This window comes from Corynebacterium sp. MSK039 (assembly GCF_030232315.1).
Taxonomy (GTDB): domain Bacteria; phylum Actinomycetota; class Actinomycetes; order Mycobacteriales; family Mycobacteriaceae; genus Corynebacterium.
Window position 1 is genome coordinate 1 of sequence record NZ_JASPJL010000016.1, and the last position, 26449, is coordinate 26449.

General features: G+C 62.8%; 25 protein-coding genes and 1 pseudogene. 7 read left to right on the plus strand and 19 right to left on the minus strand.

Annotated features, from left to right (window positions below; all coding sequences use genetic code 11):
* From QP997_RS08765 to rpsJ, 12 genes and pseudogenes are all read right to left on the minus strand, one after another.
* Positions 1–919: pseudogene (locus QP997_RS08765) on the minus strand (IS3 family transposase); the annotation flags it as partial.
* Positions 920–1058: 139 nt separating this feature from the next.
* A complete protein-coding gene (gene rpsQ, locus QP997_RS08770; RefSeq protein WP_015381237.1) occupies positions 1059–1337 on the minus strand; it encodes a 30S ribosomal protein S17 in 279 nt (92 codons plus the stop codon).
* Positions 1334–1567 carry a 50S ribosomal protein L29 gene (rpmC, locus tag QP997_RS08775; RefSeq protein WP_012359583.1) on the minus strand — a complete coding sequence of 78 codons (234 nt, stop codon included), beginning with the start codon at positions 1565–1567 and terminating at the stop codon, positions 1334–1336. Before rpmC ends, rpsQ begins: the two co-directional genes overlap by 4 nt.
* Positions 1567–1983, minus strand: coding sequence for a 50S ribosomal protein L16 (gene rplP, locus QP997_RS08780; RefSeq protein WP_070758467.1), 417 nt, complete (start codon positions 1981–1983; stop codon positions 1567–1569). Before rplP ends, rpmC begins: the two co-directional genes overlap by 1 nt.
* Positions 1984–1989: 6 nt before the next feature.
* The gene (gene rpsC / locus QP997_RS08785) at positions 1990–2736 is read right to left on the minus strand and encodes a 30S ribosomal protein S3 (RefSeq protein WP_012359581.1); all 747 of its coding nucleotides are present in this window, start codon (positions 2734–2736) and stop codon (positions 1990–1992) included.
* A complete protein-coding gene (gene rplV / locus QP997_RS08790; protein WP_012359580.1) occupies positions 2736–3098 on the minus strand; it encodes a 50S ribosomal protein L22 in 363 nt (120 codons plus the stop codon). The genes rpsC and rplV overlap by 1 nt, the downstream gene beginning before the upstream one ends.
* A gap of 2 nt (positions 3099–3100) precedes the next feature.
* Positions 3101–3379 carry a 30S ribosomal protein S19 gene (rpsS, locus tag QP997_RS08795; RefSeq protein WP_012359579.1) on the minus strand — a complete coding sequence of 93 codons (279 nt, stop codon included), beginning with the start codon at positions 3377–3379 and terminating at the stop codon, positions 3101–3103.
* A gap of 16 nt (positions 3380–3395) precedes the next feature.
* Positions 3396–4232 carry a 50S ribosomal protein L2 gene (rplB, locus tag QP997_RS08800; RefSeq protein ID WP_012359578.1) on the minus strand — a complete coding sequence of 279 codons (837 nt, stop codon included), beginning with the start codon at positions 4230–4232 and terminating at the stop codon, positions 3396–3398.
* A gap of 37 nt (positions 4233–4269) precedes the next feature.
* Positions 4270–4578 (minus strand): 50S ribosomal protein L23, encoded by a 309-nt coding sequence (gene rplW, locus QP997_RS08805; RefSeq protein WP_070758468.1) that lies wholly within the window; start codon positions 4576–4578, stop codon positions 4270–4272.
* Complete coding sequence (rplD, locus tag QP997_RS08810) at positions 4575–5252, minus strand: 50S ribosomal protein L4 (RefSeq protein WP_070758469.1); 678 nt, start codon at positions 5250–5252, stop codon at positions 4575–4577. Before rplD ends, rplW begins: the two co-directional genes overlap by 4 nt.
* Entirely contained in the window at positions 5249–5905 is a 657-nt protein-coding gene (gene rplC, locus QP997_RS08815; RefSeq protein ID WP_012359575.1) for a 50S ribosomal protein L3, read from the minus strand. Before rplC ends, rplD begins: the two co-directional genes overlap by 4 nt.
* Before the next feature lie 51 nt (positions 5906–5956).
* Positions 5957–6262, minus strand: a complete 306-nt coding sequence (gene rpsJ, locus QP997_RS08820; protein WP_010120790.1) for a 30S ribosomal protein S10 — start codon at positions 6260–6262, stop codon at positions 5957–5959.
* A 1367-nt stretch (positions 6263–7629) separates the two neighbouring features.
* Between rpsJ and QP997_RS08825 the strand changes: the two genes are divergently transcribed.
* From QP997_RS08825 to QP997_RS08835, 3 genes are all read left to right on the plus strand, one after another.
* A complete protein-coding gene (locus QP997_RS08825) occupies positions 7630–8427 on the plus strand; it encodes a sortase family protein (RefSeq protein ID WP_284846901.1) in 798 nt (265 codons plus the stop codon).
* Positions 8428–8581: 154 nt separating this feature from the next.
* Entirely contained in the window at positions 8582–9418 is an 837-nt protein-coding gene (locus QP997_RS08830; RefSeq protein ID WP_284846902.1) for a hypothetical protein, read from the plus strand.
* A gap of 277 nt (positions 9419–9695) precedes the next feature.
* Complete coding sequence (locus QP997_RS08835; protein ID WP_284846903.1) at positions 9696–10151, plus strand: hypothetical protein; 456 nt, start codon at positions 9696–9698, stop codon at positions 10149–10151.
* A 120-nt stretch (positions 10152–10271) separates the two neighbouring features.
* Here QP997_RS08835 and tuf read toward each other — a convergent pair whose 3' ends face one another.
* The 5 genes from tuf to QP997_RS08860 form a co-directional block, all read right to left on the minus strand.
* Positions 10272–11462 carry an elongation factor Tu gene (gene tuf / locus QP997_RS08840; RefSeq protein WP_284846904.1) on the minus strand — a complete coding sequence of 397 codons (1191 nt, stop codon included), beginning with the start codon at positions 11460–11462 and terminating at the stop codon, positions 10272–10274.
* A 430-nt stretch (positions 11463–11892) separates the two neighbouring features.
* Positions 11893–14001: an elongation factor G gene (gene fusA, locus QP997_RS08845; protein ID WP_070761044.1), complete on the minus strand. Its 2109-nt coding sequence runs from the start codon at positions 13999–14001 to the stop codon at positions 11893–11895.
* A 198-nt stretch (positions 14002–14199) separates the two neighbouring features.
* Positions 14200–14670, minus strand: a complete 471-nt coding sequence (rpsG, locus tag QP997_RS08850; protein ID WP_070758475.1) for a 30S ribosomal protein S7 — start codon at positions 14668–14670, stop codon at positions 14200–14202.
* A gap of 3 nt (positions 14671–14673) precedes the next feature.
* Positions 14674–15045, minus strand: coding sequence for a 30S ribosomal protein S12 (gene rpsL / locus QP997_RS08855; protein ID WP_070758476.1), 372 nt, complete (start codon positions 15043–15045; stop codon positions 14674–14676).
* Positions 15046–15462: 417 nt separating this feature from the next.
* Positions 15463–17328 (minus strand): acyltransferase family protein, encoded by a 1866-nt coding sequence (locus QP997_RS08860; RefSeq protein ID WP_284846905.1) that lies wholly within the window; start codon positions 17326–17328, stop codon positions 15463–15465.
* 396 nt (positions 17329–17724) lie between these two features.
* On the opposite strand from QP997_RS08860, the gene QP997_RS08865 reads away from it, so the two are divergent.
* Both QP997_RS08865 and QP997_RS08870 read left to right on the plus strand, forming a co-directional pair.
* A complete protein-coding gene (locus QP997_RS08865) occupies positions 17725–19617 on the plus strand; it encodes a ribonucleoside triphosphate reductase (protein WP_284846906.1) in 1893 nt (630 codons plus the stop codon).
* Complete coding sequence (locus tag QP997_RS08870) at positions 19610–20344, plus strand: radical SAM protein (RefSeq protein ID WP_012359565.1); 735 nt, start codon at positions 19610–19612, stop codon at positions 20342–20344. The genes QP997_RS08865 and QP997_RS08870 overlap by 8 nt, the downstream gene beginning before the upstream one ends.
* Here the strand turns inward: QP997_RS08870 and QP997_RS08875 are convergent.
* Complete coding sequence (locus QP997_RS08875) at positions 20341–20538, minus strand: DUF4236 domain-containing protein (protein ID WP_015381224.1); 198 nt, start codon at positions 20536–20538, stop codon at positions 20341–20343. The two genes, QP997_RS08870 and QP997_RS08875, sit on opposite strands and share 4 nt — an antisense overlap.
* Positions 20539–21100: 562 nt before the next feature.
* Between QP997_RS08875 and QP997_RS08880 the strand changes: the two genes are divergently transcribed.
* Both QP997_RS08880 and QP997_RS08885 read left to right on the plus strand, forming a co-directional pair.
* Complete coding sequence (locus tag QP997_RS08880; protein WP_149122000.1) at positions 21101–21337, plus strand: hypothetical protein; 237 nt, start codon at positions 21101–21103, stop codon at positions 21335–21337.
* Between the two features lie 148 nt (positions 21338–21485).
* Complete coding sequence (locus QP997_RS08885; RefSeq protein WP_148792192.1) at positions 21486–22223, plus strand: DUF1707 SHOCT-like domain-containing protein; 738 nt, start codon at positions 21486–21488, stop codon at positions 22221–22223.
* A 219-nt stretch (positions 22224–22442) separates the two neighbouring features.
* Here QP997_RS08885 and QP997_RS08890 read toward each other — a convergent pair whose 3' ends face one another.
* Positions 22443–26414: a DNA-directed RNA polymerase subunit beta' gene (locus QP997_RS08890; protein ID WP_284846907.1), complete on the minus strand. Its 3972-nt coding sequence runs from the start codon at positions 26412–26414 to the stop codon at positions 22443–22445.
* Positions 26415–26449 lie beyond the last annotated feature (35 nt).

Below are 26449 nucleotides of genomic sequence, written 5' to 3' on the forward strand. Positions count from 1 at the left end.
ACCGGTGACAAATACACCTTGCGGCCTTGGACCCTGAACTCGGTGACGTCGCTGACAAAGACGGTATTCGGCTTATCCGGGGTGAACCTGCGGTCAAGTGTGTTGTCAGCGATGTGGCTGATCGTCCCGGTGTAGGAAACATATGGCCTGCGCTGGCGGATCTTGGCTCGAAGCCCCATCTCGCACATGAGTTTGTACACGAGTTTGTGGTTGACCACCCAGCCTTGGTTGCGCAGGTCAAGTAGGACTCGCCTATAGCCGTAGCGATGCTTGTTCCGTTCGAAGCTTTCCCGGATCGCGGCTTTGAGTGCTGCGTGCTTATCCGGTTTGTTGAGGCGTTTCTGGTGGTAGAAGAACGTCGACCGTGGGATACCAGCTGCCTCTAGGAGGTGCTCCAGGCGGTGGTGTGACTTGAGGATGACGATCGCCTGAACTTTCAGGCGCGTCCCTGATTCCTCAAGTCCCGCAATTTTTTTAAGTAGGCGTTTTCCGCTTCCAACCGTGCGATGTGACGGCGCAGCTTGTCTTCTTCTGTAAGCCGCTTCGGTGCAGCCGAGCCTTTGGGTCTGCCCTTCGGCTTCGGCTTCAACGCCTCATCGCCGCCTTTGCGCCATTTCCAAGACCAATCTTTGACGAGTTGGTCTGACGATAGGCCAAACTCACGGGCAAGATCCATCTTTGTCTCACCGGCAAGGTGGCGCTGGACAACTTCCTTCTTGATGTCGAACGAATACTGCTGCTTTGTCGGTTTCTCCACAAGACATAGCCTGCCATGCAGCTGAAACCGACGATAGAGGTCGCGTGTTGCGCTTGTCGAGACCCCGACCATGTTCGCAGCTGCTCGGTACCCCATGCCCCGCTCGAAACACTCCACCAACTGCTCGCGCTGATATTCGCTCAGCGAACTTCGTGCTCTCAATGAAAACTGCTCCCCACTAGTCGATAACTGATTTCTCAGTCCAACTAATGGGGAGCAGTTCAACCGAACACGGGGGTGTTTGAGGGTTCTGCCCTAGCCCCGGGGTGGCGGGGCTAGGACTGACCCTTACCCAAGGATATTACTTAGCCTTCTCCACGATCTCGTGAAGACGGAAGTGCTTGTCCTTGGACAGCGGGCGGCACTCGATGATGCGGACGCGGTCGCCCACGCCTGCGGTCTCGTTCTCGTCGTGTGCCTTCACGCGCGAGTTGGTGCGCATGATCTTGCCGTACAGGGCGTGCTGCTTGCGGTCCTCCAGCTCGACGACGATGGTCTTAGCCATCTTGTCGGAGACCACGTAGCCGGTGCGGACCTTCTTCTGGCCCTTTTCCTTCTTGTTCACGTTAGCCTCACTCATGCTGCGTCACCACCAGGGTTGGTCGACAGCCCGAGCTCGCGCTCGCGCAGGACCGTGTAGATGCGAGCGATGTCCTTCTTGACAACGCTCAGACGACGGTTGTTGGTCAGCTGGCCGGTCGCCATCTGGAAGCGAAGGTTGAACAGCTCTTCCTTGCTCTCCTTCAGGCGGGTGGTCAGCTCCTCGTTGCTGAGCTCGCGGAGCTCAGAGGCTGGGATACCAGTAGCCATTAGAACTGATCCTCCTTCTTCACGATGCGCACCTTGCATGGCAGCTTCGCGCCGGCGCGGCGCAGAGCCTCCAACGCGGTCTGCTCATCTGGGTACGACATCTCGAACAGGATTCGGCCAGGCTTGACGTTGGCGACCCACTTCTCGACCGGGCCCTTACCGGAACCCATACGCACGCCAAGCGGCTTCTGGGTCAGCGGACGGTCCGGGAAGATGTTGATCCACACCTTGCCACCACGCTTGATGTGGCGGTTGATGGCAATACGTGCAGCCTCGATCTGACGGTTCGTGATGTAGGTCGGCTCCAGGGCCTGCAGGCCGTAGTCGCCGAAGGTCACACGGTTGCCGCCCTTGGACATACCGCTACGGTTCGGGCGGTGCTGGCGGCGGAACTTAACGCGCTTGGGGATAAGCATTTGTTCTTAGCCCTCCTGCTTCTTCTCGGCGCGCTGGCGGCGTGCACCACCGCGGCGCGGGCGCTCACGGCGACCACCGCGGGACGGGCGCTCGTCGCGAGCGTTCATCAGGGACTCGCGGCGACCGCCGACGACGTCACCCTTGTAGATCCACACCTTGACGCCGATGCGGCCGAAGGTGGTGTGAGCCTCGTGGGTGCCGTAGTCGATCTCGGCACGGAGGGTGTGCAGCGGAACGCGACCCTCGTGGTAGCGCTCGGTGCGACCCATCTCCGCGCCGCCCAGGCGACCGGAGCAGACAACCTTGATGCCCTTGACCTGTGGCTGACGCATTGCACCCTGGATTGCCTTGCGCATAGCGCGGCGGAATGCAACACGGTTGACCAGCTGCTCGGCGATGGACTGAGCCACCAGCTGAGCGTTGGCATCAACGTTCTTGACTTCGAGGATGTTGAGCTGGACCTGCTTGCCGGTGAGCTTCTCGAGCTTGCCGCGGATGCGGTCAGCCTCGGAGCCACGACGGCCGATCACGATGCCCGGGCGTGCGGTGTGGATGTCGACGCGCACACGGTCGTGCGTGCGCTCGATGACCACGTTCGCGATGCCGGCGCGCTCGAGGCCCTCGGAGAGGAACTCGCGGATCTTGATGTCTTCGGCAAGGTAGTCAGCGTACTGCTTGTCGGCGTACCAGCGGGACCGCCAATCGGAGGTGATACCCAGCCGGAGGCCGTGGGGTTGAATCTTCTGGCCCACTACTGAGCACTTCCCTTCTGGCTCTCGACTACCACGGTGATGTGGCTGCTGCGCTTACGGATGTGGAAAGCACGACCCTGAGCGCGCGGACGGAAACGACGCATGGTCGGGCCCTCGTCGGCGTATGCCTCGGAGATGACCAGGGTGCGCGGATCCAGACCAAAGTTGTTCTCTGCGTTAGCCGCTGCGGAGGCAACAACCTTGGCGACGTCCTCGGAAGCAGCCTGCGGGGCGTACTTCAGGATCGCCAGGGCGTCCTCGACGGACTTACCGCGGACCAGGTCGATCACGCGGCGTGCCTTCATCGGGCTGACGCGCACGAAACGCGCGGTGGCGCGTGCGGAATTCACAGTTTCAGTCATGATTATCGACGACCCTTCATGTCGTCCTTGACGTGACCCTTAAAGGTCTTCGTCGGTGCGAACTCGCCCAGCTTGTGACCAACCATCGAGTCATCGATGAACACCGGCACGTGCTTGCGACCGTCGTGGACGGCGAAGGTGTGACCGATGAAGTCGGGCAAGATAGTCGAGCGGCGGGACCAGGTCTTGATGACCTGCTTGGTGCCCTTCTCGTTCTGAGCATCCACCTTGTTGAGGAGGTGCTCGTCAACGAATGGGCCCTTCTTAAGGCTGCGTGGCATTCTCTGCTACCTCCTCTTAGCGCTTCTTGTTGGGACGGCGACGGCGGACAATCATCTTGTCGCTCGGACGGTTCGGGCGGCGGGTGCGGCCCTCCAGCTGACCCCATGGGGACACTGGGTGGCGGCCACCGGACGTGCGGCCCTCACCACCACCGTGCGGGTGGTCGACCGGGTTCATAGCAGCACCGCGGACGGTCGGGCGCCAGCCCTTCCAGCGCATACGGCCGGCCTTGCCCCAGCGGATGTTGATCTGCTCCTGGTTACCGACCTCGCCGACGGTTGCACGGCAACGGATGTCGACGCGGCGGATCTCGGAGGACGGCATACGCAGGACTGCGTACTTGCCTTCCTTACCCAGCAGCTGGATCGAGGCACCAGCGGAGCGGGCCATCTTGGCGCCGCCGCCTGGCTTCAGCTCGACGCAGTGGATGGTGGTACCGGCCGGGATGTTACGCAGCGGCAGGTTGTTACCAACCTTGATGTCTGCGTTCGGGCCGGACTCGACCAGTGCGCCCTGCTTCAGGCCGCGCGGGGCGATGATGTAGCGCTTCTCGCCGTCGCGGTAGTGCAGCAGTGCGATGTTTGCGGTGCGGTTCGGGTCGTACTCGATGTGAGCGACCTTTGCGACCACGCCGTCCTTGTCGTTACGACGGAAGTCGATCACGCGGTAGCGACGCTTGTGGCCGCCACCCTTGTGACGGGTGGTGATGTGGCCGTGAACGTTGCGGCCACCGGTCTTCGACAGCGGGCGCAGCAGAGACTTCTCTGGAGTGGAGCGAGTGATCTCGCTGAACTCGGAGACGGAGCTCGCGCGGCGACCCGGCGTAGTCGGCTTGTACTTACGAATAGCCATACTTTTGCTTCCTCTTTACCTGTCGGTTTGCCGCCGCTTACGCGACGGTGCCACCGAAGATGTCGATCGGATCGCTGCCGGCGACCAGGGTCACCATGGCGCGCTTGGTGGCCTTGCGACGACCGTAGCCGTAGCGGGTGCGCTTGAGCTTGCCCTCACGGTTTGCGGTGTTGACGCTGGCGACCTTCACGCCGAAGATCTGCTCGACGGCAATCTTGATCTGGGTCTTGTTGGACGTTGGTGCGACGAGGAACGTGTAAACGTTCTGCTCCATCAGGGCGTAAGACTTTTCAGACACGACCGGAGCGATGATGACGTCGCGAGGATCTACAACCTTGTTGCTCACTTAGCCTCCTCCTTCGTGTTCTGGTCCTCGGCCTTGTTGGCGCCGCTTGCGGCCTTGATGAAGGCGTCCAGTGCCTCGACAGAGAACACGACGTCGTCTGCGTACAGAACGTCGTAGGTGTTCAGCTGGTCTGCCGGCAGTGCGTGCACGTTCGGCAGGTTAGCGACGGACTTGCGAGCGGTCAGGTCCTCACGGGTGAGGACGACCAGGATCTGCTTGCGCTCGGTCAGACGCTCCAGGAAGGAACGTGCAGACTTGGTGGATGGGATCTGGCCCGGCACGAGCTCCTCGATCACGTGGATGCGGGAGTGGCGTGCGCGGTCAGACAGGGCGCCGCGCAGTGCGGCGGCCTTCATCTTCTTCGGGGTGCGCTGGGAGTAGTCGCGCGGCTGCGGGCCGTGGACCGTGCCACCACCGGTGAAGTGTGGTGCGCGGATGGAGCCCTGGCGTGCGCGGCCGGTGCCCTTCTGGCGGAATGGCTTGCGGCCACCGCCACGGACCTCGCCGCGACCCTTGGTTGCGTGCGTGCCCTGGCGCTTCGCTGCGAGCTGAGCGGTAACGACCTGGTGCATCAGCGCGACGGACGCCTCAACATCGAAGATGGATGCTGGGAGCTCTACGCTGCCGTTGGTCTTACCATCAGCGGTATGTACATCAAGCTTCAGATTGCTCATGCTTTAGCACCGCCCTTCACTGCGGTCTTGACAACGACGATGCCGCCGTTGATACCCGGAACTGCGCCCTTGATGAGCAGCAGGTTGGAATCGGTATCGACCTTGGCAACCTTCAGGTTCTGCATGGTCACGCGGTTGTTGCCCATGCGACCTGCCATGCGCTTGCCCTTGAAGACGCGACCCGGGGTAGCGGCTCCGCCGATACCACCGACGCGACGGTGCGCTGCCTGGTTACCGTGTGCTGCACCCTGGCCGGCAAAGCCGTGGCGCTTCATGCCGCCGGCGAAGCCGTGACCCTTGGAGGTGCCGGTGACGTCCACGAAGTCGACCTCGTTGAAGATCTCGACGGTTACGTCCTGCCCGACCTCGTAGCCGGAAGCATCCGCGACGCGGATCTCGGCGACGTGGCGACGAGGGGTAACGCCGGCCTTCTTGAAGTGGCCAGACTCAGGCTTGTTGACCTTACGTGGGTCGATCTCACCGAATGCGATCTGGACGGCCTCGTAGCCGTCGATGTCCTTGGTGCGCACCTGGGTTACGACACAAGGCCCAGCCTCGACGACGGTGACCGGTACGACGCGGTTCTCGTCATCGAAGATCTGGGTCATGCCGAGCTTCTTGCCCAGGATGCCCTTGATCTCAATATCACTCATAGTTTTGTTCTCCGCTGCCTTTAAGCTGCTGTATTCAGACTCGACTCAGGCTTACTGAATGTTGACGTCGACGCTTGCCGGAAGGTCGATGCGCATGAGGGCATCAACGGTCTTCGGGGTTGGGTCGAGAATGTCGATCAGGCGCTTGTGAGTACGCATCTCGAAGTGCTCGCGCGAGTCCTTGTACTTGTGCGGCGAACGGATGACGCAGTAAACGTTCTTTTCAGTTGGCAACGGCACCGGGCCGACTACACGGGCGCCGGTACGAGTGACCGTCTCAACAATCTTCTTGGCAGAAGCGTCGATTGCCTCGTGATCGTAGGCCTTGAGCCTGATGCGGATCTTCTGTCCCGCCACGCTTGTCCTCTTCCTCAGCGTGCCCACGTTCTCGACCTGCTGTCGAGCTTGTGAGCGAACACGCTTCTTTTCTTGTCTTAACGCTGTCCGGCCGTGGGGCCTGGTCCAGACGCCAGTTTGCTCAGTGTCTTCTCTGTTCACTTCGTTGCACCGGTCGGGGTGGTAAACGATCGCGTTTGCGTTGTTAACAAAGCACACACTGTGTGTTGGAAGAGACCCTCCCCGCGTGGGGACTAGTGCTCATGCGCCTAAATACTGCTGGTTATCTGCAGTTGTGGACGCAGAGGAGGCAAAAGGTTCTTTCCTTATGCTTACTGCCGCTGTTCATTTACCATGTCCCACTCCGGCACCCGCGGTCGGGCGTGTCGCCGTTCCCGCGCGAAGTACCGCACAGCAGAGCTATCCCCCACTGTGTTGGTTCATGCTCGCTTCACCATCAGCACCTTCTTGGCTGGGCGTTTTATCCTGATCAGTTCCGGTTAGGCTTAATCAAGCACGCATGGCCTCATGTGCCGTGTTAAAGCAACGTCAAGTATTCAACCACATCGAACGCGTGAGGCCAAATTTATTTTTCTGAGTCCACGTTGGCTCGTTCACGGTGGGCCGCGCACGACGGTAGCTTTAACACAGCATGTGCAACACGCATTAGAATCGCCACATAGTTTTCTCGTAGAGGTTTCAGGCGTGATCGTTGCTGACACCTTATATATAAGGAGGGCAAAACAGTGAGCGATTCTATGGATCCCCGTCGGCGCCCCTCGGATCCTAGGAGATCCCCGCTGCCTGCCCCACGTTCCCCGCAGTCCGATGAGAGCGGCCCGCAGCCGCCGTCTTACCGGCGCGCGAACACACCGGCGCCGGAGCGGGAGGCAGGGCAGCGATCAACCCGCGGCCCTCGCTACGCAGACCATGGCGCCGCTCAAGGCTCTCACCCGCGCCCGCGCGCTCGTGCGCAGCAGCCACGCGGCAGTCGGCCGATGCCGGAAGGTGAACAACGCCCCGGCTCGCAGGGTGGGCCCCAGCGCCGCCGCCCGCTTTCCCAGGAAGAGGCCGGCACTCCCCGTTCACGCCAGGGCCAACCGCAGCGCCGTCCCCGCCCCCAGGCATCAGAAGGGGGCCGCCCCACTCCGCCGGGCCAGCGCCGTCCACGTCCGCAGGGCGAACCCCAGCGGCGCCGGCCGCTAGCCCCCGTTCACGGGCAACCGGGCGCTCGGCGCCAGCGCCGCCCACGCCCTGAAGGGGAGCAACCTCGTTACCGCAGGGATGGCCAGCCAGGAGGCTCGACTCCTCGTCGGCGCACCGCGACGTCCAGTAGCCGTGACCATGGGCACCGCGGCCCGAGGCAGGGTCGCACACTTGGCCCGGAGATGGCCGCTGTTCAGCAGCGCCGCGCCCGCCGGGATGAAGAGAGGGCTCAGCACCGGCGGCCAGAACCGCAGCTTAGCTCTGCCTGGCGGGAGACCTCTTCGCGCGATGGCAAGAAGAAGCCGATGTGGCTCAAGCTCGGTGCCGCCGCACTAGCCCTGGTGCTCGTGTTTGCACTCTGGCCCTCGGGCGGGTTCTCCCCTCCGGAGGACTTGGAGAATAACGAAGTAGTCGCAGAGCAGTCGCCCCCCATCGATCCCTCCCCTGTGATCGAGATGTACGTACCCGCATTGAAGATGCACGCCACCTTCGAGGAGGGTCCGTGCCGAGTGAAGGACGGCGCGATCAATCCAGACACGATGGATAAGGCCTGCACCTATACCTCGGAGGACAAGCCGTACTCCCTGCCCGGCACGAATGCCAAGGATATCGTGGTCATCACGGGTCACACGGGCGCGGGCGTCCCAGCCGTGTTTAACGACCTCTACGACGGCGCGAAGGATAAGCACAAGGTCAGCATCGGTGACAAGCTCTATCTGCGCACCCAGGCCTCCGGCGACACCTGGCTCGTATACTCCGCCACCGACCTCCACGACCCGGAGAAGGAGGGGCTCTCACAAAGCCCGGAGATTTGGGGCGAGGGCCCCATGCCGGGCCGACTGCTGACGATCAGCTGCATTCAGCCGGCGAACCTGCTCGCCCCGGCCGTTCGCAATGCGGTGGTGGGCTGGCAGTTCCAGGGGACCTCCACGACGGTGGACAAGGGCGCGGAGGAGCAAGCACCCCAAGAAGCGGAGTAATGACAAGCTGAGAATTCCACCCCTTTTTGAGGGTTTTTCTCATTGCGTGTGCACAATTTGTTGCGAGAGTTAAGGAAGCGCTTATAGTTGACACTGTTGATGCCGCCTCCGATGTTTGGCATTACGCAACACCAATTTCTTTCAAGGAGAGATCATGAAGCGTTTTCCACGCACTCTGACCGCCGCCGTCATGGCAGGCGCCCTGGCCGTCGGTGGCGCAACCGTCGCACAGGCTCAGATTCCTGCACCTGCCGAGCTCACCGTTGAAGGTGTCAAGTACCAGAAGCAGGCTAACGGCGAGTACAAGCCTGTCGAGGGCTTCGTTGGCGAGCCCGGCCCGAACCTGACCGAGAAGCAGGCTCAGGAGATCTGGGAGCAGCAGCAGGCTGAGAACGAGGACCCGGAGGCCCCAGCTCCGGGCGAGGACACCCCTGGCGAGGACACCCCTGGCGAGGACACCCCTGGCGAGAACGGGGAGGCCCCAGAGGCTCAGAAGATCCCGCTCGACGTCACGAAGGACGGCAACCGTTACGAGTACAACGGTGACGGCCTGTACGTCAACGAGAACGACCCTTCCGACACCCTGACTGTCGAGGAAGCCCTCGAGATCTGGAAGAAGCAGCAGGAAGGCGACAAGGACGGTGACAAGAAGAAGCTGGCTTGGCTGGCTCTGCCGGCAGCCCTGATCATCGGTGGCATCGTTTACCACCTGATGAAGGACGGCCAGACCTACACCCCGGACGAGGGTCGCAAGAACGAGGACCCGACCGCTGAGGAGAAGGCTGCTTCCGACAAGCTGCTCGGCGAGAACAAGGACGAGGTCATCGCACAGGGCGGTCAGCTGGCTGAGGGCGCAGACGCCGCAGCTACCGACCGTGGTATCGCAGCCGAGACCGGCTCCAACGCTGCCGCACGCGGCCTGGCTGCACTCGCAGTCGTCGCAATGGTTGCAGCTGGCGCATTCGCAGCTTCCCGCAAGCTGTTCGCCTAAAACGGCATCAACGCTTAACAGCCCCTCACCCGCCGAGCGCAACGCTCTAGGCACAACGGGCAGTTAACACCCCGGCCCACCCCCTCCCCCGGACCATCCGGCGGAGGGGGTGGGCTTTTCTATACCCACACGAGCCCCCAACTGCGATAACCTGAAAGGCATTGCACACACAGACCGACAAGGAACGGCAGCGTCAGAGCCAGCCCGGTAGCGCCAGCACGCTACCAGGGCTCCAAAGCACCCAACAAGGGCACACAACCACCGAGAAGAGGCTTCCATGGCCAACCAGGCCCGCAACACCGGCGGCAACCAGAGCTTCCGCAAGAACCCGGAGTACGTCAAGGCGCGCCGCGCCATCGTCCGCGAACACCACCCGGACCACGGCGGGTCCAACGAGGCCCTCATCGCGGAACTCAAGAAGCTCGACGAGCGCTGGGAGCGCAAAACCGCGTTCAGCGCAGCCCTGCGGGAACAGCTCCAGGAGCACCGCCCCTCCTTCATCGACCCGAAGGCCGCAGAACAGGCCATCCAGTTCGCAGAGCGCTACGCGGACCCCGTCGTCTCAACCGCGGACTACCTCGTCGAGCGAGGCGAGAAGGGCGGCAAGTGGCTCAGGGAGAAGGGCCAGGGCCTCTACGAGTCCAAGGTCCCACCCAAGGTGAAGCAGAGGGTCGAGAAGACCGCTCAGGACGTCCTCAACCGCGCCACAAAGCGCTTCAAGACCGGCAAGTAGCCCCGCCCCCTTAGACGCAAGGAACCCCCGGTAGCTCGCTGAGAAGCGAAGCTCCGGGGGTTCAAGCTTCCCGCCGGCCCCTAGGGGCTAGCGGCAAGTCAACCGCTTAAAGAAGCAGTATTACTTGTTGATCTTGGTCACACGACCAGCACCAACGGTGCGGCCACCCTCACGGATAGCGAAGCGCAGGCCCTCGTCCATTGCGACCGGCTGGATCAGCTTGACGCTCATCTCAACGTTGTCGCCCGGCATGACCATGTCGGTGCCCTCTGGCAGGGAAACGACACCGGTGACGTCGGTGGTACGGAAGTAGAACTGCGGACGGTAGTTGTCGAAGAACGGGGTGTGACGGCCGCCCTCGTCCTTGGACAGGACGTAGACGGAGCCCTCGAACTCGCTGTGCGGGGTGTAAGCGCCCGGCTTAGCGACGACCTGGCCACGCTCGACGTCCTCACGCTTCAGACCACGCAGCAGCAGTGCAGCGTTGTCGCCAGCCTCTGCGGTGTCCAGCAGCTTGTTGAACATCTCGATGGAGGTGACGGTGGTCTTGGTGGACTTCTCGCGGATGCCCAGGATCTCGACCTCGTCGTTCAGGTTCAGGACGCCACGCTCAACACGGCCGGTAACGACGGTGCCGCGACCGGTAATGGTGAAGATGTCCTCAACCGGCATCAGGAACGGCTTGTCGGTCTCGCGCTCCGGGTCCGGGATGGACTCGTCGCAAGCCTTCATCAGCTCGAGGATGGAGTCGACCCACTTCTGCTCGCCCTCCAGGGCGCCCAGTGCGGAGATCGGGACGACCGGAGCCTCCTCGTCGAAGCCCTGCTCGCCCAGCAGCTCGCGGACCTCCATCTCGACGAGCTCGAGGAGCTCCTCATCGTCAACCATGTCGCACTTGTTCAGTGCAACGAGGATGTACGGAACGCCGACCTGGCGAGCCAGCAGAACGTGCTCACGGGTCTGCGGCATCGGGCCATCGGTTGCAGCAACAACCAGGATGGCGCCGTCCATCTGAGCAGCACCGGTGATCATGTTCTTGACGTAGTCAGCGTGGCCCGGGGCATCGACGTGTGCGTAGTGACGCTTCTCAGTCTCGTACTCGACGTGAGAAATGTTAATCGTGATGCCGCGCTCCTTCTCCTCCGGCGCCTTATCGATGGCGTCGTAGGCGAAGGCCTTGTTCTGCTCTGGGTAGGTCTCGTGCAGAACCTTGGTGATCGCAGCAGTCGTGGTGGTCTTACCGTGGTCAACGTGACCGATGGTACCGATGTTTACGTGCGGCTTTGTGCGCTCGAACTTTGCCTTCGCCACTTAGTGTCCTCCTGGACTTCTCGGTGGCTACGACTCTCGCAGCCACATTGATTTACTTCTCCGGTTCACCATTTTACCTCTTAAAGGCAGGTAGCTGACAAACCGAAATTTATTATGCCGATTACATACTGTCCTGAAATCAGCAACCAGACGCGCTGGCGCTTGATCTCAGCCACCCTGAAGAACTCTTAAGGCTCTCCAAGTGGGTAACGGCCAGCACACCGCATCATACTCAAATGTGAAGTACTTTAAAAACTTCGATGGTGCGACGTGCAAGCCCCTACCCCACCCCGCAGGTGCGGGGTTGGTGTTTGCCCAGGTTTCGCGCGGTTCCACTCGCGTGGACCACACCCGGGCGGGCTTAAAGGTGCAGAACCTCGACGTCGGGAGGCTAGCTAGCACTAGCAGCTAGCCCACCCCGCATCGGGAACTACTTGCCGGTGCGCTCGGCGATGATCTCCTCGGCCACGTTCTGAGGAACCTCAGCGTAGGAGTCGAAGATCATGGAGTAGTTGGCGCGGCCCTGGGTCTTGGAACGCAGGTCGCCAACGTAGCCGAACATCTGGGACAGCGGGACGCGGGCCTTAACGACCTTCGCGCCGGAACGGTCCTCCATGGAGGACACGGAGCCACGGCGGGAGTTGACGTCACCGATGACCTCACCCATGTACTCCTCAGGGGTGATGATCTCCACGGCCATCATCGGCTCCAGCAGAACCGGCTTAGCCTTCGCCACGGCCTCCTTGAGAGCCATGGAACCAGCCAGCTTGAAGGCCATCTCGGAGGAGTCAACCTCGTGGTAAGCACCGTCCAGCAGGGTGGCCTTGATGTTCACCAGCGGGAAGCCAGCGAGGTAGCCGTACTGCATGGCGTCCTGGATACCCTGGTCGACCGACGGGATGTACTCCTTCGGAATACGGCCACCGGTGACCTCGTCGATGAACTCGTAGGTCTCCTCGGAGCCCTCCTCCGGCTCCAGCGGCTCCAGAGCGATGATGACGCGAGCGAACTGACCGGAACCACCGGTCTGCTTCTTGTGCGTGTACTCGAGCTTCTCGACCGGCTTCTTGATGGTCTCGCGGTAAGCAACCTGCGGAGCACCAACGTTTGCCTCGACCTTGAACTCGCGCTTCATGCGGTCCACCAGGACGTCGAGGTGCAGCTCGCCCATACCGCCGATGACGGTCTGGCCGGTCTCCTCGTCCAGCTTCACGGTGAAGGTCGGGTCCTCCTCCGCGAGCTTCTGGATGGCGGTACCCAGCTTCTCCTGGTCGGACTTGGTCTTCGGCTCGATAGCCACCTCGATGACCGGGTCCGGGAAGTCCATGTCCTCGAGAACGACCGGGTTAGCGGCGTCGGACAGGGTGTCACCGGTGGAGGTGTCCTTCAGGCCGATGAAGGCGTAGATGTGACCAGCGGATGCGCGGTCAACCGGCTGCTCCTTGTTGGAGTGCATCTGGAACAGCTTGCCGACGCGCTCCGGCTTTTCCTTGGTGGAGTTGACGATCTTGTCGCCGGTCTCCACGGAGCCGGAGTAGACGCGGACGTAGGTCAGTTTGCCGAAGAACGGGTGAACAGCGACCTTGAACGCCAGCGCGGAGAACGGCTCGTCGCGGGACGGCTTGCGGTTGCGCTCAACCTCGCGGTCCTTCGGGTCGAAGCCCTTGATCGAGCCGACGTCCATCGGGTTCGGCAGGTAGTCGATGATGGCGTCCAGGATCGGCTGGATGCCCTTGTTCTTGTAGGCGGTACCACAGAAGACCGGGTATGCCTCGCCGTTGATGGTGAGCTGACGGATCTGCTTCTTGATCTCGTCGACGGTGATCTCCTCGCCGGCGAAGTAGCGCTCCATGAGCTCTTCGTCGGACTCCGCGACAGCCTCGATCAGCTTCTCGCGGTACTCCTCAGCCTTCTCCTGCAGGTCAGCCGGGATCTCCTCGATGGTCGGCTCGGTGCCTGCGGCAACGACGCCTGGCCACATCAGGGCCTTCATCTGCAGCAGGTCGACAACACCCTCGAAGTTGTCCTCAGCGCCGATCGGCAGCTCCATGACCAGCGGCTTCGCGCCGAGGCGGTCGATGATGGTCTGCACGGTGTGGTAGAAGTCCGCACCCAGCTTGTCCATCTTGTTGACGAAGCAGATGCGCGGGACGTCGTACTTATCAGCCTGGCGCCAGACCTGCTCAGACTGCGGCTCAACGCCTTCCTTCGCGTCGAAGACAGCAACAGCGCCGTCCAGGACACGCAGGGAACGCTCGACCTCAACGGTGAAGTCGACGTGACCCGGGGTATCGATCAGGTTGATCTGGTTGTCGTTCCAGAAGCAGGTCGTCGCGGCGGACGTAATCGTGATGCCGCGCTCCTTCTCCTGGTCCATCCAGTCCATCGTGGATGCACCGTCGTGGGTCTCGCCCACCTTACGGTTGATACCGGTGTAGAAGAGGATGCGTTCGGTGGTGGTGGTCTTACCGGCATCGATGTGGGCCATGATGCCGATGTTGCGGACCTTCTTCAGGTCGGTCAGTGCTTCGAGTGCCACTGGTTAAAAACTCCGCTCAATCGTTGTCGAGCGGCCCGGACCTTAAGGTTGTTGGTCGCATAAGGCCTAGCGAGCCGCATTGGTCTGTTCAGGTTCTATTTTGCCATTTTTATGGCCGTCTGGAGTAGGGGGAGTTTTCCCTCCCCCACTACTCCCGCCTGGGCTAGCCGCAGCGACCGCGGCCAGCCGGTCAAGCGACTACCAGCGGTAGTGAGCGAAGGCGCGGTTAGCCTCAGCCATCTTGTGGATGTCCTCGCGACGCTTCACGGAAGCGCCCAGGCCGTTGGAGGCATCGAGGATCTCGTTGGCGAGACGCTCAACCATGGAGTTCTCGCGACGCTGGCGGCTGAAGGTGACGAGCCAACGCAGCGCCAGGGTGGTGGAACGGCCCGGACGGACGTCGACCGGGACCTGGTAGGTTGCGCCACCGACGCGGCGGGAACGAACCTCGAGGGCCGGCTTAACGTTGTCGAGTGCCTTCTTCAGGGTCAGGACCGGGTCGGTGCCGGTCTTCTCGCGGCACTGCTCGAGGGCACCGTAGACGATGCGCTCAGCGGTGGACTTCTTGCCGTCGATCAGGATCTTGTTGACCAGCTGGGAGACGAGGACGTCGCCGTACACCGGGTCCTTGACGAGTGGGCGCTGTGCTACTGGACCTTTACGTGGCATGGCTTACTTCTCCTTCTTGACGCCGTAGCGGGAACGTGCCTGCTTACGGTCCTTGACACCCTGGGTATCCAGAGCGCCACGGACGATCTTGTAGCGAACACCCGGGAGGTCCTTCACACGACCACCGCGGACGAGCACCATGGAGTGCTCCTGGAGGTTGTGGCCCTCACCTGGGATGTAAGCGGAGACCTCGATGCCGGAGGTCAGGCGGACACGGGCGACCTTACGCAGAGCCGAGTTCGGCTTCTTCGGGGTGGTGGTGTACACGCGGGTGCACACGCCACGACGCTGCGGGGAGCCCTTCAGGCCGGCGGTCGCAACCTTGCCCGGCTTATCGTGGCGACCCTTGCGGATCAGCTGCTGAATAGTTGGCATAGATAGACTTTCTTCTTTGGGTTTTAAACTTGCAGAAGCCTCGGTATGTCGTGAACCCCCTGGCGGGGCACCCACTTGCCGAACTGAGCGAAAACACCCTTGAACAGCAAAAAATGGGGGCTCTTTTCCGGGGCCACTACCGTTTTGTATCACTCCGCGCACTCGGCACGAAGATCCCTGTATTAAGCACCCTCTGCCGTTTACCATTCGGTACGCGCCATCGGAGCAATACAATCTACGCCGGTCAGAATACCGCAGTGAACGCTGGAAACCAAATGCGCTCGGAAGTGATTCCGGGCGCAACTCCAGGCGCATGTGCCGGTAGGCGGCTGCGGGGGACCCTGGCTGGCGCTAACTGCCCCAGCCCAGCCTCACATCCCCCCCCGGCCGCGCTGTCGCCTTATCCCTCACCGCGAGCTACATGCTGCAGCTCTGTGGAATATCCTTCTTGCCGCTCTTCCACTGCTTGAGCGCATCCTTCACCGCGCCGGCGTAGACCTTCGCGCCCTTTTCGCCTGGGTGGATGCCGTCGACGAAGTCGTCGTTCTCCTTCGCTGCCTCGCACCAGTTCGCGAGGTAAACGTTCGGGGTCTTCTTCGCCTCCGCGATGAGCTCCTCGTTGGCGTGCGCCATCCAGTCACGGTCACCGTAGGGCATCACGTAGATAATGACGCGATCCTTGCCCACGGCCTCCCTGATCTTCTTCAACATCTCCGGGTCCCCCGCGCCGTCGGAGGGGCCATTGGTGCCCAGGCCGAGCACCACGAACTCGCGCAGCGTTCCGGCGTCCGACATCTGCTGCAGGATCGGCAGTGCCGCGATGTAGTGCCTGCTCTGTGCTGCGTCCACGGTCGCACCCGGGAACTTGTCCTGCAGCGCGTCCACGGAGGCCAGCATCACGGAGTCACCGACCATGCTGATCTTGTTGCCGGAAGGCATCTTGCGATCCTCAACCGGGATCTTGCTGCCATCCTTCGGGACCGGCGGGGTGGTCTTCGCTGCTTCCTCGTTGGCCTTCTGCGGGCGCTCGGACTTTTCCTTCAGGTCCTTTTCCAGGCTCGACTCCGAAGGAGCGGTAGCCAGCCCGCAGGCGGTCAGCGCCCCCACGAGGACGACGGCGAATCCGACACTCAGTTTGCGCATCACTCCACCACTAAACCAGCCCTTGATCGTCTTGCGGTAACCGTGGCGCCGGAACGGCGTTTCGATGTGATTAAAGCTCCACTCGGAGATCAGGGCGGTAAGAATCACAGCCACGAGGCCGATGAGCCAGTCGGGCGCCTTGGGGGCCAGCACCGGCAGAACCATCACGATCGGCCAGTGCCACAGGTAGATGGAGAAGGAGCGGTGGCCCAGCCAGCGGAGCACGCGGATATTCATCCACTCGTCGATCGCGTTATCGCCGCGTGCCAGCCCCATCACGACCACAGAGGTCAACAGGCTGGCGATGACCAGCCCGCCACGGTAGGTGAACGCACTTTCCGCGTGCACGGTCATCATCATCGCCACGAGTCCCACGAAGGCCAGCGCGGGGATCCAGTCCGCGAGCAGCTGATGCTTAAACCAGTTGAGGCGGCGCGGATGCGAATCCGCGACCCGGGAACGCACCGGAGAGGTCAGGAGCAGTGCGACCAGCGAACCGAGCAGCAGACCAAAAGCGTGGGTATCCGTGCCGTAGTAGACCCGCGACGGGTCCTGCTGCGGATCGAAGATCACCGCCATCGCGACCATGGAGGCGACGGCCAACACCGCCGTCAGCACCGCCATGCGCGGGCGGAAGCGCGCTGCGTTGCGCCGCACGGCGAGCAGCACCAACCAGACCAGAATCGGCCAGATCAGGTAGTACTGCTCCTCAATCGCCAGCGACCAATAGTGTGCAGTGACCTGGATATCCGACTTCGCGAAATAGGACTCAGAGTTCGCGATCTGCACCCAGTTATTGACGAAGAACGCGGTACCCAAAAACTGGGCGCGCAGCTTCACCGCAAGATCGCCGCCGATCGTCCCCACCACGGCCGTCGTCATGATGAGAACGAACAGAGCCAGCGGGGCGATGCGCCGCAGACGTCGCCTCCAGAAGACCCGGAAGCTCACGCCCTGGGTGAGGGCGACCTCGCGCAGCAGAATCGACGTGATCAGGAAGCCGGAGAGCACGAAGAAGACGTCCACGCCCATGAACCCGCCGGGCAGAAGGTCGCCGAAGAAGTGGTACAGCACCACGGCTGCCACCGCGACCCCTCGCAGCCCGTCGAGACCCGCGATCTGACGAATTCGGACGTGCACTTCTACTCCCTCCGGCTCACATTGCCATCAAGTGAGATTAGCACCACAGGCGGGCAACATTGCAGCCGAAGAGGGGGCTTTAGGGCCATGCTCAGTTAACGCCCAGCTCACCTTCCCGTCGCAGGCAGGCGAGAGGGGTGGCGAGCCATGACGGGAGCACTGCGGAACCACTTCGACACCCCAATGAGGCCAAGATCACGCTCTCACTACACGTGCGCATCAAACACACCACACGCACAAGTAGGCACTACATATGGGCATTATAGACACGTCACCATCTATATATTGCGCTTCCATTGCTTGCGGGGCCCGGAATTCCACGTATGTTATTTGGCACCAGCCGGGGTGGAACCCCACCCGCCACGGCTCATCCCCACCCCGACGAGAGGAGCCTCCATGTCCGCACCCAGCATTCGATCCTCAGCCCACCGCACAGACCACACCCGCAACGCGCAGCGGCGAGTCGCCGTCGACCCCACCGAAACAGTCGAGGAGTACCTGCACCGCCAAGACTGGCGCATCAACGCCAACGCAAACCAGGACTACTCAATCGGCGGACTCATCCTCAACGCCTCCGGCAAGGTCGCCGCAAACTACTGGCTGGACGAGATCTTCGCCCCCGAGGCTGGCGCCGCCCACCGCTCCGGCGATATCCACATCCACGACCTCGACAGCCTCACCGGCTACTGCGCCGGCTGGTCCCTGCGCCAACTCCTCGAAGAAGGCTTCGGCGGCGTCCCGGGCGCGATCTCTTCCCATCCGCCCCGCCACCTCTCCAGCGCCTGCGGCCAGGCCGTCAACTTCCTCGGCACCCTACAAAACGAGTGGGCCGGCGCCCAGGCGTTCTCCAGCTTCGACACCTACATGGCCCCCTTCGTCCGCCTGGATAGCCTCAGCTTCGAGGAAGTCAAGCAGTGCCTGCAGGAATTCATCTATAACCTCAACGTGCCCTCCCGCTGGGGCACCCAAACCCCCTTCACCAACCTCACCTTCGACTGGACCTGCCCCGCCGACCTCGCAGAACAGAACCCACTCATCGGGGGCGAGCCCGTGGACTTCACCTACGGCGAACTCCAAGCAGAGATGGACATAATTAACCGGGCCTTCCTGGAGGTCATGAGCGCCGGGGATGCCGATGGCCGCCCGTTCACCTTTCCCATCCCCACCTACAACATCACCCCGGACTTCGACTGGTACAGCACCAACGCCGCGTTGCTTTTCGACATGACCGCCAAGTACGGACTGCCGTACTTCCAGAACTTCCTCAACTCGGACCTCGACCCGGGCATGGTTCGCTCCATGTGCTGCCGCCTGCAGCTGGATCTCCGCGAGCTTATGAAGCGTGGCAATGGCCTTTTCGGCTCTTCCGAGCTGACCGGCTCGATTGGCGTCGTCACGATCAACTGCGCGCGGCTCGGCTACCTGCACCGCGGCGACGAAGCAGCACTCTTCGCGGCAGTCGACGAACTCGTGGACCTCGCGGTCGACACGCTGGAGCGGCGACGGCAGTTCGTCGCCGAGAACATGGAACGAGGCTTGTATCCCTACACCAGCCGCTGGCTGCCCAGCCTGAACAACCACTTCTCGACCATCGGCGTGAACGGCTGCAACGAGATGGTTCGCAACTTCACCGGCGGGGCCCGCGACATCACCGACCACGAGGGCCACGGGCTCGTCACCCGGCTACTCGACCACCTCAACGAGCGGCTCCTCGAAGCACAGGAAGCTACCGGCAACCTCTACAACCTGGAAGCCACCCCGGCTGAAGGTGCGACCTACCGCTTCGCCCGCGAGGACCGCGCACGCTACCCGGAAATCCTGCAGGCAGGCACCGCAGAGCAGCCGTACTACACCAATTCCTCGCAGCTGCCCGTGGCGCACACCCCGGACCCCTTCGAGGCACTGGTCGAGCAGGAGGAACTGCAGAAGAAGTACACCGGCGGCACCGTGCTGCACCTCTACATGGGAGCCGCGATGAGCTCCGGGGAGGCCTGCGCGACCTTGGTACGCCGGGCGTTGGAGAGCTTCGAGCTGCCGTACCTGACGGTCACCCCGACGTTCTCGGTATGCCCACAGCATGGCTACCTTTCCGGCGAACACCCGCAGTGCCCCAGCTGTGGCGCCGATACCGAGGTGTGGACGCGCGTGATGGGCTACTTCCGGCCGACGAGCAGTTTCAACACCGGCAAGCGCGGCGAGTTCAGCGAGCGGGAGTACTTCCGCGAGGCTGTGGCGATGCAGGTTGGCGAGTTCTCGCCGTCCGCGGTTGGAGCCCGACCGCATGCGTAGTTCCGCCGCTTTTCAGGACGCCAACCGCTTGGCCTTGGCAGGGCTGATTCCCTTTTCCGCTACTGACTGGCCAGGAAAACTGACGGCGACCGTGTTCACCCAGGGTTGCCCGCTGCGCTGCGTGTACTGCCACAATGCGCAGCTGCAAGAATTCCCGGTGGTGGGCGGAGGCGAGCCTGCTGCAGATTTGGGCGGGGCTGGCGAAGGCTCGGGTGGGACTCGCGGAGCCGAGGGGCGACCGCTCTTCTCGGATGCCCTGGAGCTCATGGAGCGGCGCCGAGGGATGCTGGATGGTTTGGTGATCTCTGGTGGTGAGCCACTGGCGGCGGCCGGGCTGGCCGCAGCGCTTGCGGCCACGAAGGTTGCCGGCTTCCCGGTGGGCTTGCACACGAGCGGGTACGCGCCCGCGCGGCTACGCGCCTTGCTGGCCACGGAGGAAACACGACCGGATTGGATCGGGCTGGACGTTAAAGCGCTCCCCCGTCATGCCGCTGCGGTCACGGGGCTGGCGCCGCGGGCCGCGGAGCGAATGTGGGATTCGCTACGGGTAGCCGCCGCCGCGGCGGAGCAGTACGGCGTGGAACTGCAGATGCGCACCACACTGTGGCCGGGCTCGGTGATCGAGCAGCACCTTGAGGAGCTACAGGGCGAGGTCGCAAGGCTCGGGCACGAGCTACACCTGCAGTGGGCCCGGAACGTCGATGACGCCGGGCGCTACGTGGCCTAACGGCGCTTCTTGCCGAAGGTCTTGGTGAAATTCAGGCCCGGGATGCCGGTCTGGATGCGGATCATCTGCTGCCCATTGGCCTTCTGGGTGATGCGGGCCGGCCCCAGCTTGTAGGAGCCGCCCACCCCGCCACTGGAGACGTTGACGCGGCCGTTGCGGCCGACCTTCTTGGACTCACGAAAAAAGATTCCCATGGGGCAAGAGTCTAGCGGCTACATCTTCGTCCGACTCAACGGTGAATAATCTACGGCCCCCTCACCTTCCTGTGAGGGAAAACCGGCACCCGTGTCCGCACTGCGCGCTACAGTCTCCCCCATGATGACCACAACCCGTATTGGAAACGCCCAGCCAGCCTCAGGACGCACAACTTTGCACCGTTCGCCGCGTGCCGTCGCGATCGTCGCACCGTTGCTCGCAGCCGGCCTACTCTCCGGCTGCAATTCCGAGGACACCCCCAACGCCTCACAGCCCTCGACTCCGACCAGCACCACTGCATCCGAATCCTCGACCACGGCAAACACCGCTCCCGAAACCTCGAGTAGCTCGAGGAAGCCACAACCGTCCGACGCCGAAAAACCTCCCGTTCAGGACAGAAGCACTGCTTCGGCACGACCTCAGAGCGCGGGAGAATCGGAGGGTGAGGCGTCCCCGGTAGCAGGAAAGCCGACCCCGAACGCCGCACCCGCGGATACGCAGCCTGGGGATTATTGCGGGCAGGTAAAAACTCGTGATTTCTCGCAGCCCAGCGAGCCGGTGGTGAACCAGAAGGTATACGCAGTCACCGCCGGCACGGATTGCGCTGCGGGGTTGGAAGCAATGCAGGGGTACGCGAACGGCATGCCTTATGATGCTTATAACCACGGCAACGCCCAGATCGTGAAGATTCCCGGTGGCAATTGCTCAGCTCCGACGGCTGCGAGAGCTCAAGAAACTAATACGTCGATGAGCTGCGCGGGCGACTTCGGTGAGGTGAAGGTGCCACAGCACGGTTAGGGATCGGACAAGGCTTGCAGCCACGCCCAGTACCCCACAGAGGGCACTTTTCTGCAGCTAAAGCCGAATATTGCAGACGGAGTCCACAGCTCGCTGCGCAAGATCCATGGGTATCCGCGAAGCGCGCGACTCAACTATCCTCTTAGCCATGAACGACGACGCCCTCCGTTGCGATGACAATGACCGCAACCGCGCCCAGGCTCTCCTCCACGATGCTCTTGGCCGCGGCCAGATCAGCATCGCGGAGTTCGACGAGCGGGTGCAGCAGTGCATCGTCGCCCAGACCCGTGGCGAGCTGCTCGTGCCGCTGACGGACCTCTTCCTCGACCCGCGCGCGGCACTCTACGGCCACCCGACAACCCCCGCTGCCCCGCCGAGCCCGAGCACGCCCACGCAGCGGCCCGCACCCACGAACAATGGGCAAAGCTTCTGGGAGAAGCTCACCAACTTCAACCGCCCGGCGGTACCCACGCGATCCCCGGAAGAGGTCGCCTACTTCGCCAACCAGATGGTCACCGGCGAGAACCTGCCCAACAACAGGGTGCAGGCTCTATTCTCTGATCGCCGGCTCCACCACTGGACCGTGCCCGCCTACCAGGAGATCCGAGCGCACGCCGGAACAGTGACTGTCGACCTTCTCGCCGCGCGCCTGGCCTCGCACCACACCACCATCGACGTGGGGGCCGCATTCGGGGAGGTCAAGATCCTCGTTCCGGAGGGCATCCGCGTGCACATCGACACCGACGGCTCCTTCGGGGAGACAACCTTCAAGGTCGCCCGTGGGGCTGTTCCTCCGGAGCAGCTCCCCGCGAACGCCCCGACGCTGCGTATCACGGGCTCGCACAACCTCGGTTCTGTCACCGTGCGGGTCCTGCGCCTGGATTAGCCGCGGGACAGCTTCCTCCACACCCTTCCATCGCTAGCCCATGCTCCATCGCTAGCGGGTCTTCCATCGCGTGCACCCCTTCCCCGTGCGCGCAGCCACCGCTCACCGTGCCATCCCATCCCAAAACTCGCCCTCCCCCCCGCGCATAGCAAAAGGCCTCAGGGTTCTAAAAACCCTGAGGCCTTAAACCTCTAGGCCCAAGCCTAGAAACCCTAAGCCTTAGTGCAGGCCGAGGTCATCGAGCGGGACGGACGCGCCGGTGAACTCACCGTAGCCCTCGTCACCGTAGAAACCGTCACCGAAGGTGGACGGCAGCGTGAACGCCGCAGCACGAGCCTCCTCAGTCGGCTGGACCTGGATGTTGCGGTAGCGGGCGATACCCGTACCAGCCGGGATCAGCTTACCGATGATCACGTTCTCCTTGAGACCGATGAGCTTATCGGAACGCTTGTTGATCGCAGCGTCCGTCAGCACGCGAGTGGTCTCCTGGAAGGAGGCGGCGGACAGCCAGGACTCGGTTGCCAGGGAAGCCTTGGTGATACCCATGATCTCGGCGCGAACCTCGACCGGGCGGCCACCCGTCTTCACGGCCTCCTTCGACGCGGCCACCGCGTCGGAGTGATCCACCAGGGAGCCCGGCAGGTACTCCGTGGAGCCGGAGTCGATGACCGTCACGCGGCGCAGCATCTGGCGCACGATGATCTCGATGTGCTTGTCGTGGATGGCCACACCCTGATCGCGGTACACCTTCTGCACCTCGTTGATCAGGTGCTGCTGCACGCCACGGCGACCCATCACGCGGAGAACCTCGTGCGGATCCGCAGCGCCCTTCAGCAGCTGCTGGCCCATCTTCACGTGGTCGCCGTCGCGGAGCGGACGCTCCACGCCACCGGTGCCCAGCGTTGCCAGGCCCTGACGCTTCGACAGCTTCTCGTACACAACCTCCTCGGAACCATCGTCCGGGATGATCGTGAGGGTGAAGAACGCGTCGTCGTCCTCGATCTTGATCTTGCCGTCCACGGAAGCGATCGGGGACTTCGCCTTCGGAACACGAGCCTCGAACAGCTCCTGAACACGCGGCAGACCACCCGTAATATCGCCACCAACACCACCGAGGTGGAAGGTACGCATCGTCAGCTGGGTACCCGGCTCACCAATGGACTGGGCAGCCACGATACCGACAGCCTCGCCGATCTCGACCTTCTTACCCGTCGCCATGGACTTGCCGTAGCAGGTGGAGCACACGCCGGTAGCGGTGCCACAGGTCATGACGGAGCGGGCCTTGACGGTCTCCACACCAGCCTTGACCAGCTCGGCCAGCTCCAGCTCGCCGATGATCGCACCGGCCTCGCACACAACCTCGCCGTTCGCGCCGATGGCGTCGGCGGCCAGGAAGCGGCCCAGCACGGAGGTCTCGACGAAGTCCGCGCGAGCGAACTCGCCGGTCTTCTCGCCGTTGGCGTCCAGCACCGGGGTGCAGACGTCCAGAACAACGCCCTGCTTGGTGCCACAGTCGTCCTCGCGGACGATGACGTCCTGCGCGACGTCCACCAGACGACGGGTGAGGTAACCGGAGTCAGCGGTACGCAGTGCCGTATCCGCCAGGCCCTTACGGGAACCGTGGGAGTTGTTGAAGTACTCGAGCACGGACAGGCCCTCACGGAAGGAGGTCTTCACCGGGCGGGTGATGTAGTCACCGCGAGAGTTCGTGACCATGCCCTTCATGCCCGCCAGGGTCCAGATCTGGCGCATGTTACCGGCAGCACCGGACTTCACGATCATCGGGATCGGGTTGTCATCCGGGTAGAGCTTCTCCACCGACTCACCGACGAAGTCCGTTGCTTCCTTCCACAGGTCAACCAGGGACTGGTAGCGCTCGGACTCGTTAATCTTGCCTCGGGCCAGCTTCTTCTCGATGCGCTGTGCCTTGGCCTCGTACTCGTCGAGGATCTCCTGCTTATTCGGCAGGACCAGCACGTCGTGCATGGTGATGGTCACACCGGAGCGGGTTGCCCAGTAGAAGCCAGCGTCCTTCAGCTTGTCCACCGTCTGCGCGACGGTGATCATCGGGTACTTCGCTGCCAGGTCGTTAATGACGACGGCCTGGTTCTTCTTGTCCATCACGCCTTCGACGTACGGGTAGTTCCACGGCAGCAGCTCGTTGAACTGCACGCGCCCCAGGGTGGTCTCGGCGGTCCAGGTCTGGCCCTTCTGCCAACCATCCGGGAACTGCTCCGCCTCAACCTCAGCCGGCGGGCGGAGGTGGTCGATGCGGACGTGGATCGGGGCCTGCAGGCCAAGCACACCACGGTCGTAGGCCATGATGGCCTCCGCCAGGGAGGTGTACACGCCGGTTGCCGGGCCCTGGTCGGTGGCCTCGGTGAAGGCACCCTGGCCGCCGAACTCCTCCTTGCCCTTGGTCAGGGTCAGGTAATACAGGCCGGTGACCATGTCCAGACGCGGCATAGCCAGTGGCTTACCGGACGCCGGGGACAGGATGTTATTGGAAGCCAGCATCAGGATGCGGGCCTCAGCCTGGGCCTCGTCGGACAGCGGCAGGTGGACTGCCATCTGGTCACCATCGAAGTCCGCGTTGAAGGCCTCACAGGCCAGCGGGTGCAGCTGAATAGCCTTACCCTCAATCAGCACGGGCTCGAAGGCCTGGATACCCAGGCGGTGCAGCGTTGGTGCACGGTTCAGCATCACCGGGTGCTCGGCGATGGCCTCTTCCAAAACGTCCCAGACCTCTGGGCGCTGGCGCTCAACCATGCGCTTCGCGGACTTGATGTTCTGCGCGTAGGACTTCTCCACCAGGCGCTTCATCACGAAAGGCTTGAACAGCTCCAGGGCCATCAGCTTCGGCAGACCACACTGGTGCAGCTTCAGCTGCGGACCAACGATAATCACCGAACGGCCGGAGTAGTCCACACGCTTACCCAGCAGGTTCTGGCGGAAGCGGCCCTGCTTACCCTTCAGCAGGTCGGAGAGGGACTTCAGCGGACGGTTGCCCGGGCCGGTGACCGGACGGCCGCGGCGGCCGTTGTCGAACAGCGCGTCCACAGACTCCTGCAGCATGCGCTTCTCGTTGTTCACGATGATCTCAGGGGCGCCGAGATCCAGCATGCGCTTCAGGCGGTTGTTGCGGTTGATGACGCGGCGGTACAGGTCATTCAGGTCGGAGGTCGCGAAGCGGCCACCGTCCAGCTGAACCATCGGGCGCAGCTCCGGCGGGATGACCGGGATGCAGTCCAGGACCATGCCGGCCGGGTCGTTGCCGGAGCGCAGGAACGCAGCGACAACCTTCAGGCGCTTCAGGGCGCGCAGCTTGCGCTGGCCCTTGCCGTCGCGGATGACCTCACGCAGGGACTCGGCCTCGGCCTCGAGGTCGAAGTTGCGGATCAGGGTCTGGATAGCCTCCGCGCCCATGCCGCCGGTGAAGTAATCCTCGTAGCGGTCGAGCAGCTCCTCGTAGAGGGTCTCGTCCGCGATCATCTGCTTCGGGGCGAGCTTGACGAAGGTGTTCCAGATCTCGTCGAGGCGCTCCACCTCGCGCTCAGCGCGCTCACGGATGTGGCGCATCTCGCGGTCAGCGGCGTTCTGCACCTTCTTCTTGGCGTCGGCCTTCGCGCCGGCAGCCTCGAGCTCCGCGAGGTCCTCCTCGAGAGTCTTGGCACGGTCGGCCAGCTCTGCGTCGCGGTCCTGCTCGACCTCCTTCTTCTCGAGCAGCATCTCTGCCTCGAGGGCCGTCTGGTCGTTGTGACGAGCCTCCTCATCGACAGAGGTGATGATGTTGGCCGCGAAGTAGATGATCTTCTCGAGATCCTTCGGGGCCAGATCCAGCAGGTAGCCGAGGCGGGACGGAACGCCCTTGAAGTACCAAATGTGGGTCACCGGAGCGGCCAGCTCGATGTGGCCCATGCGCTCACGGCGAACCTTGGACTTGGTCACCTCGACGCCACAGCGCTCACAGATGATGCCCTTGTAGCGGACACGCTTGTACTTACCGCAGGAGCACTCCCAGTCGCGGGTCGGCCCGAAAATGCGCTCGCAGAACAGACCGTCCTTCTCTGGCTTGAGGGTGCGGTAGTTGATCGTCTCGGGCTTCTTTACCTCGCCGCGCGACCAGCGACGGATGTCATCGGCCGTGGCCAGGCCAATGCGTAGTTCGTCGAAGAAGTTGACGTCCAGCACGTGGACTTCCTTTCCCCTCCAAGAATGTGGAGGGC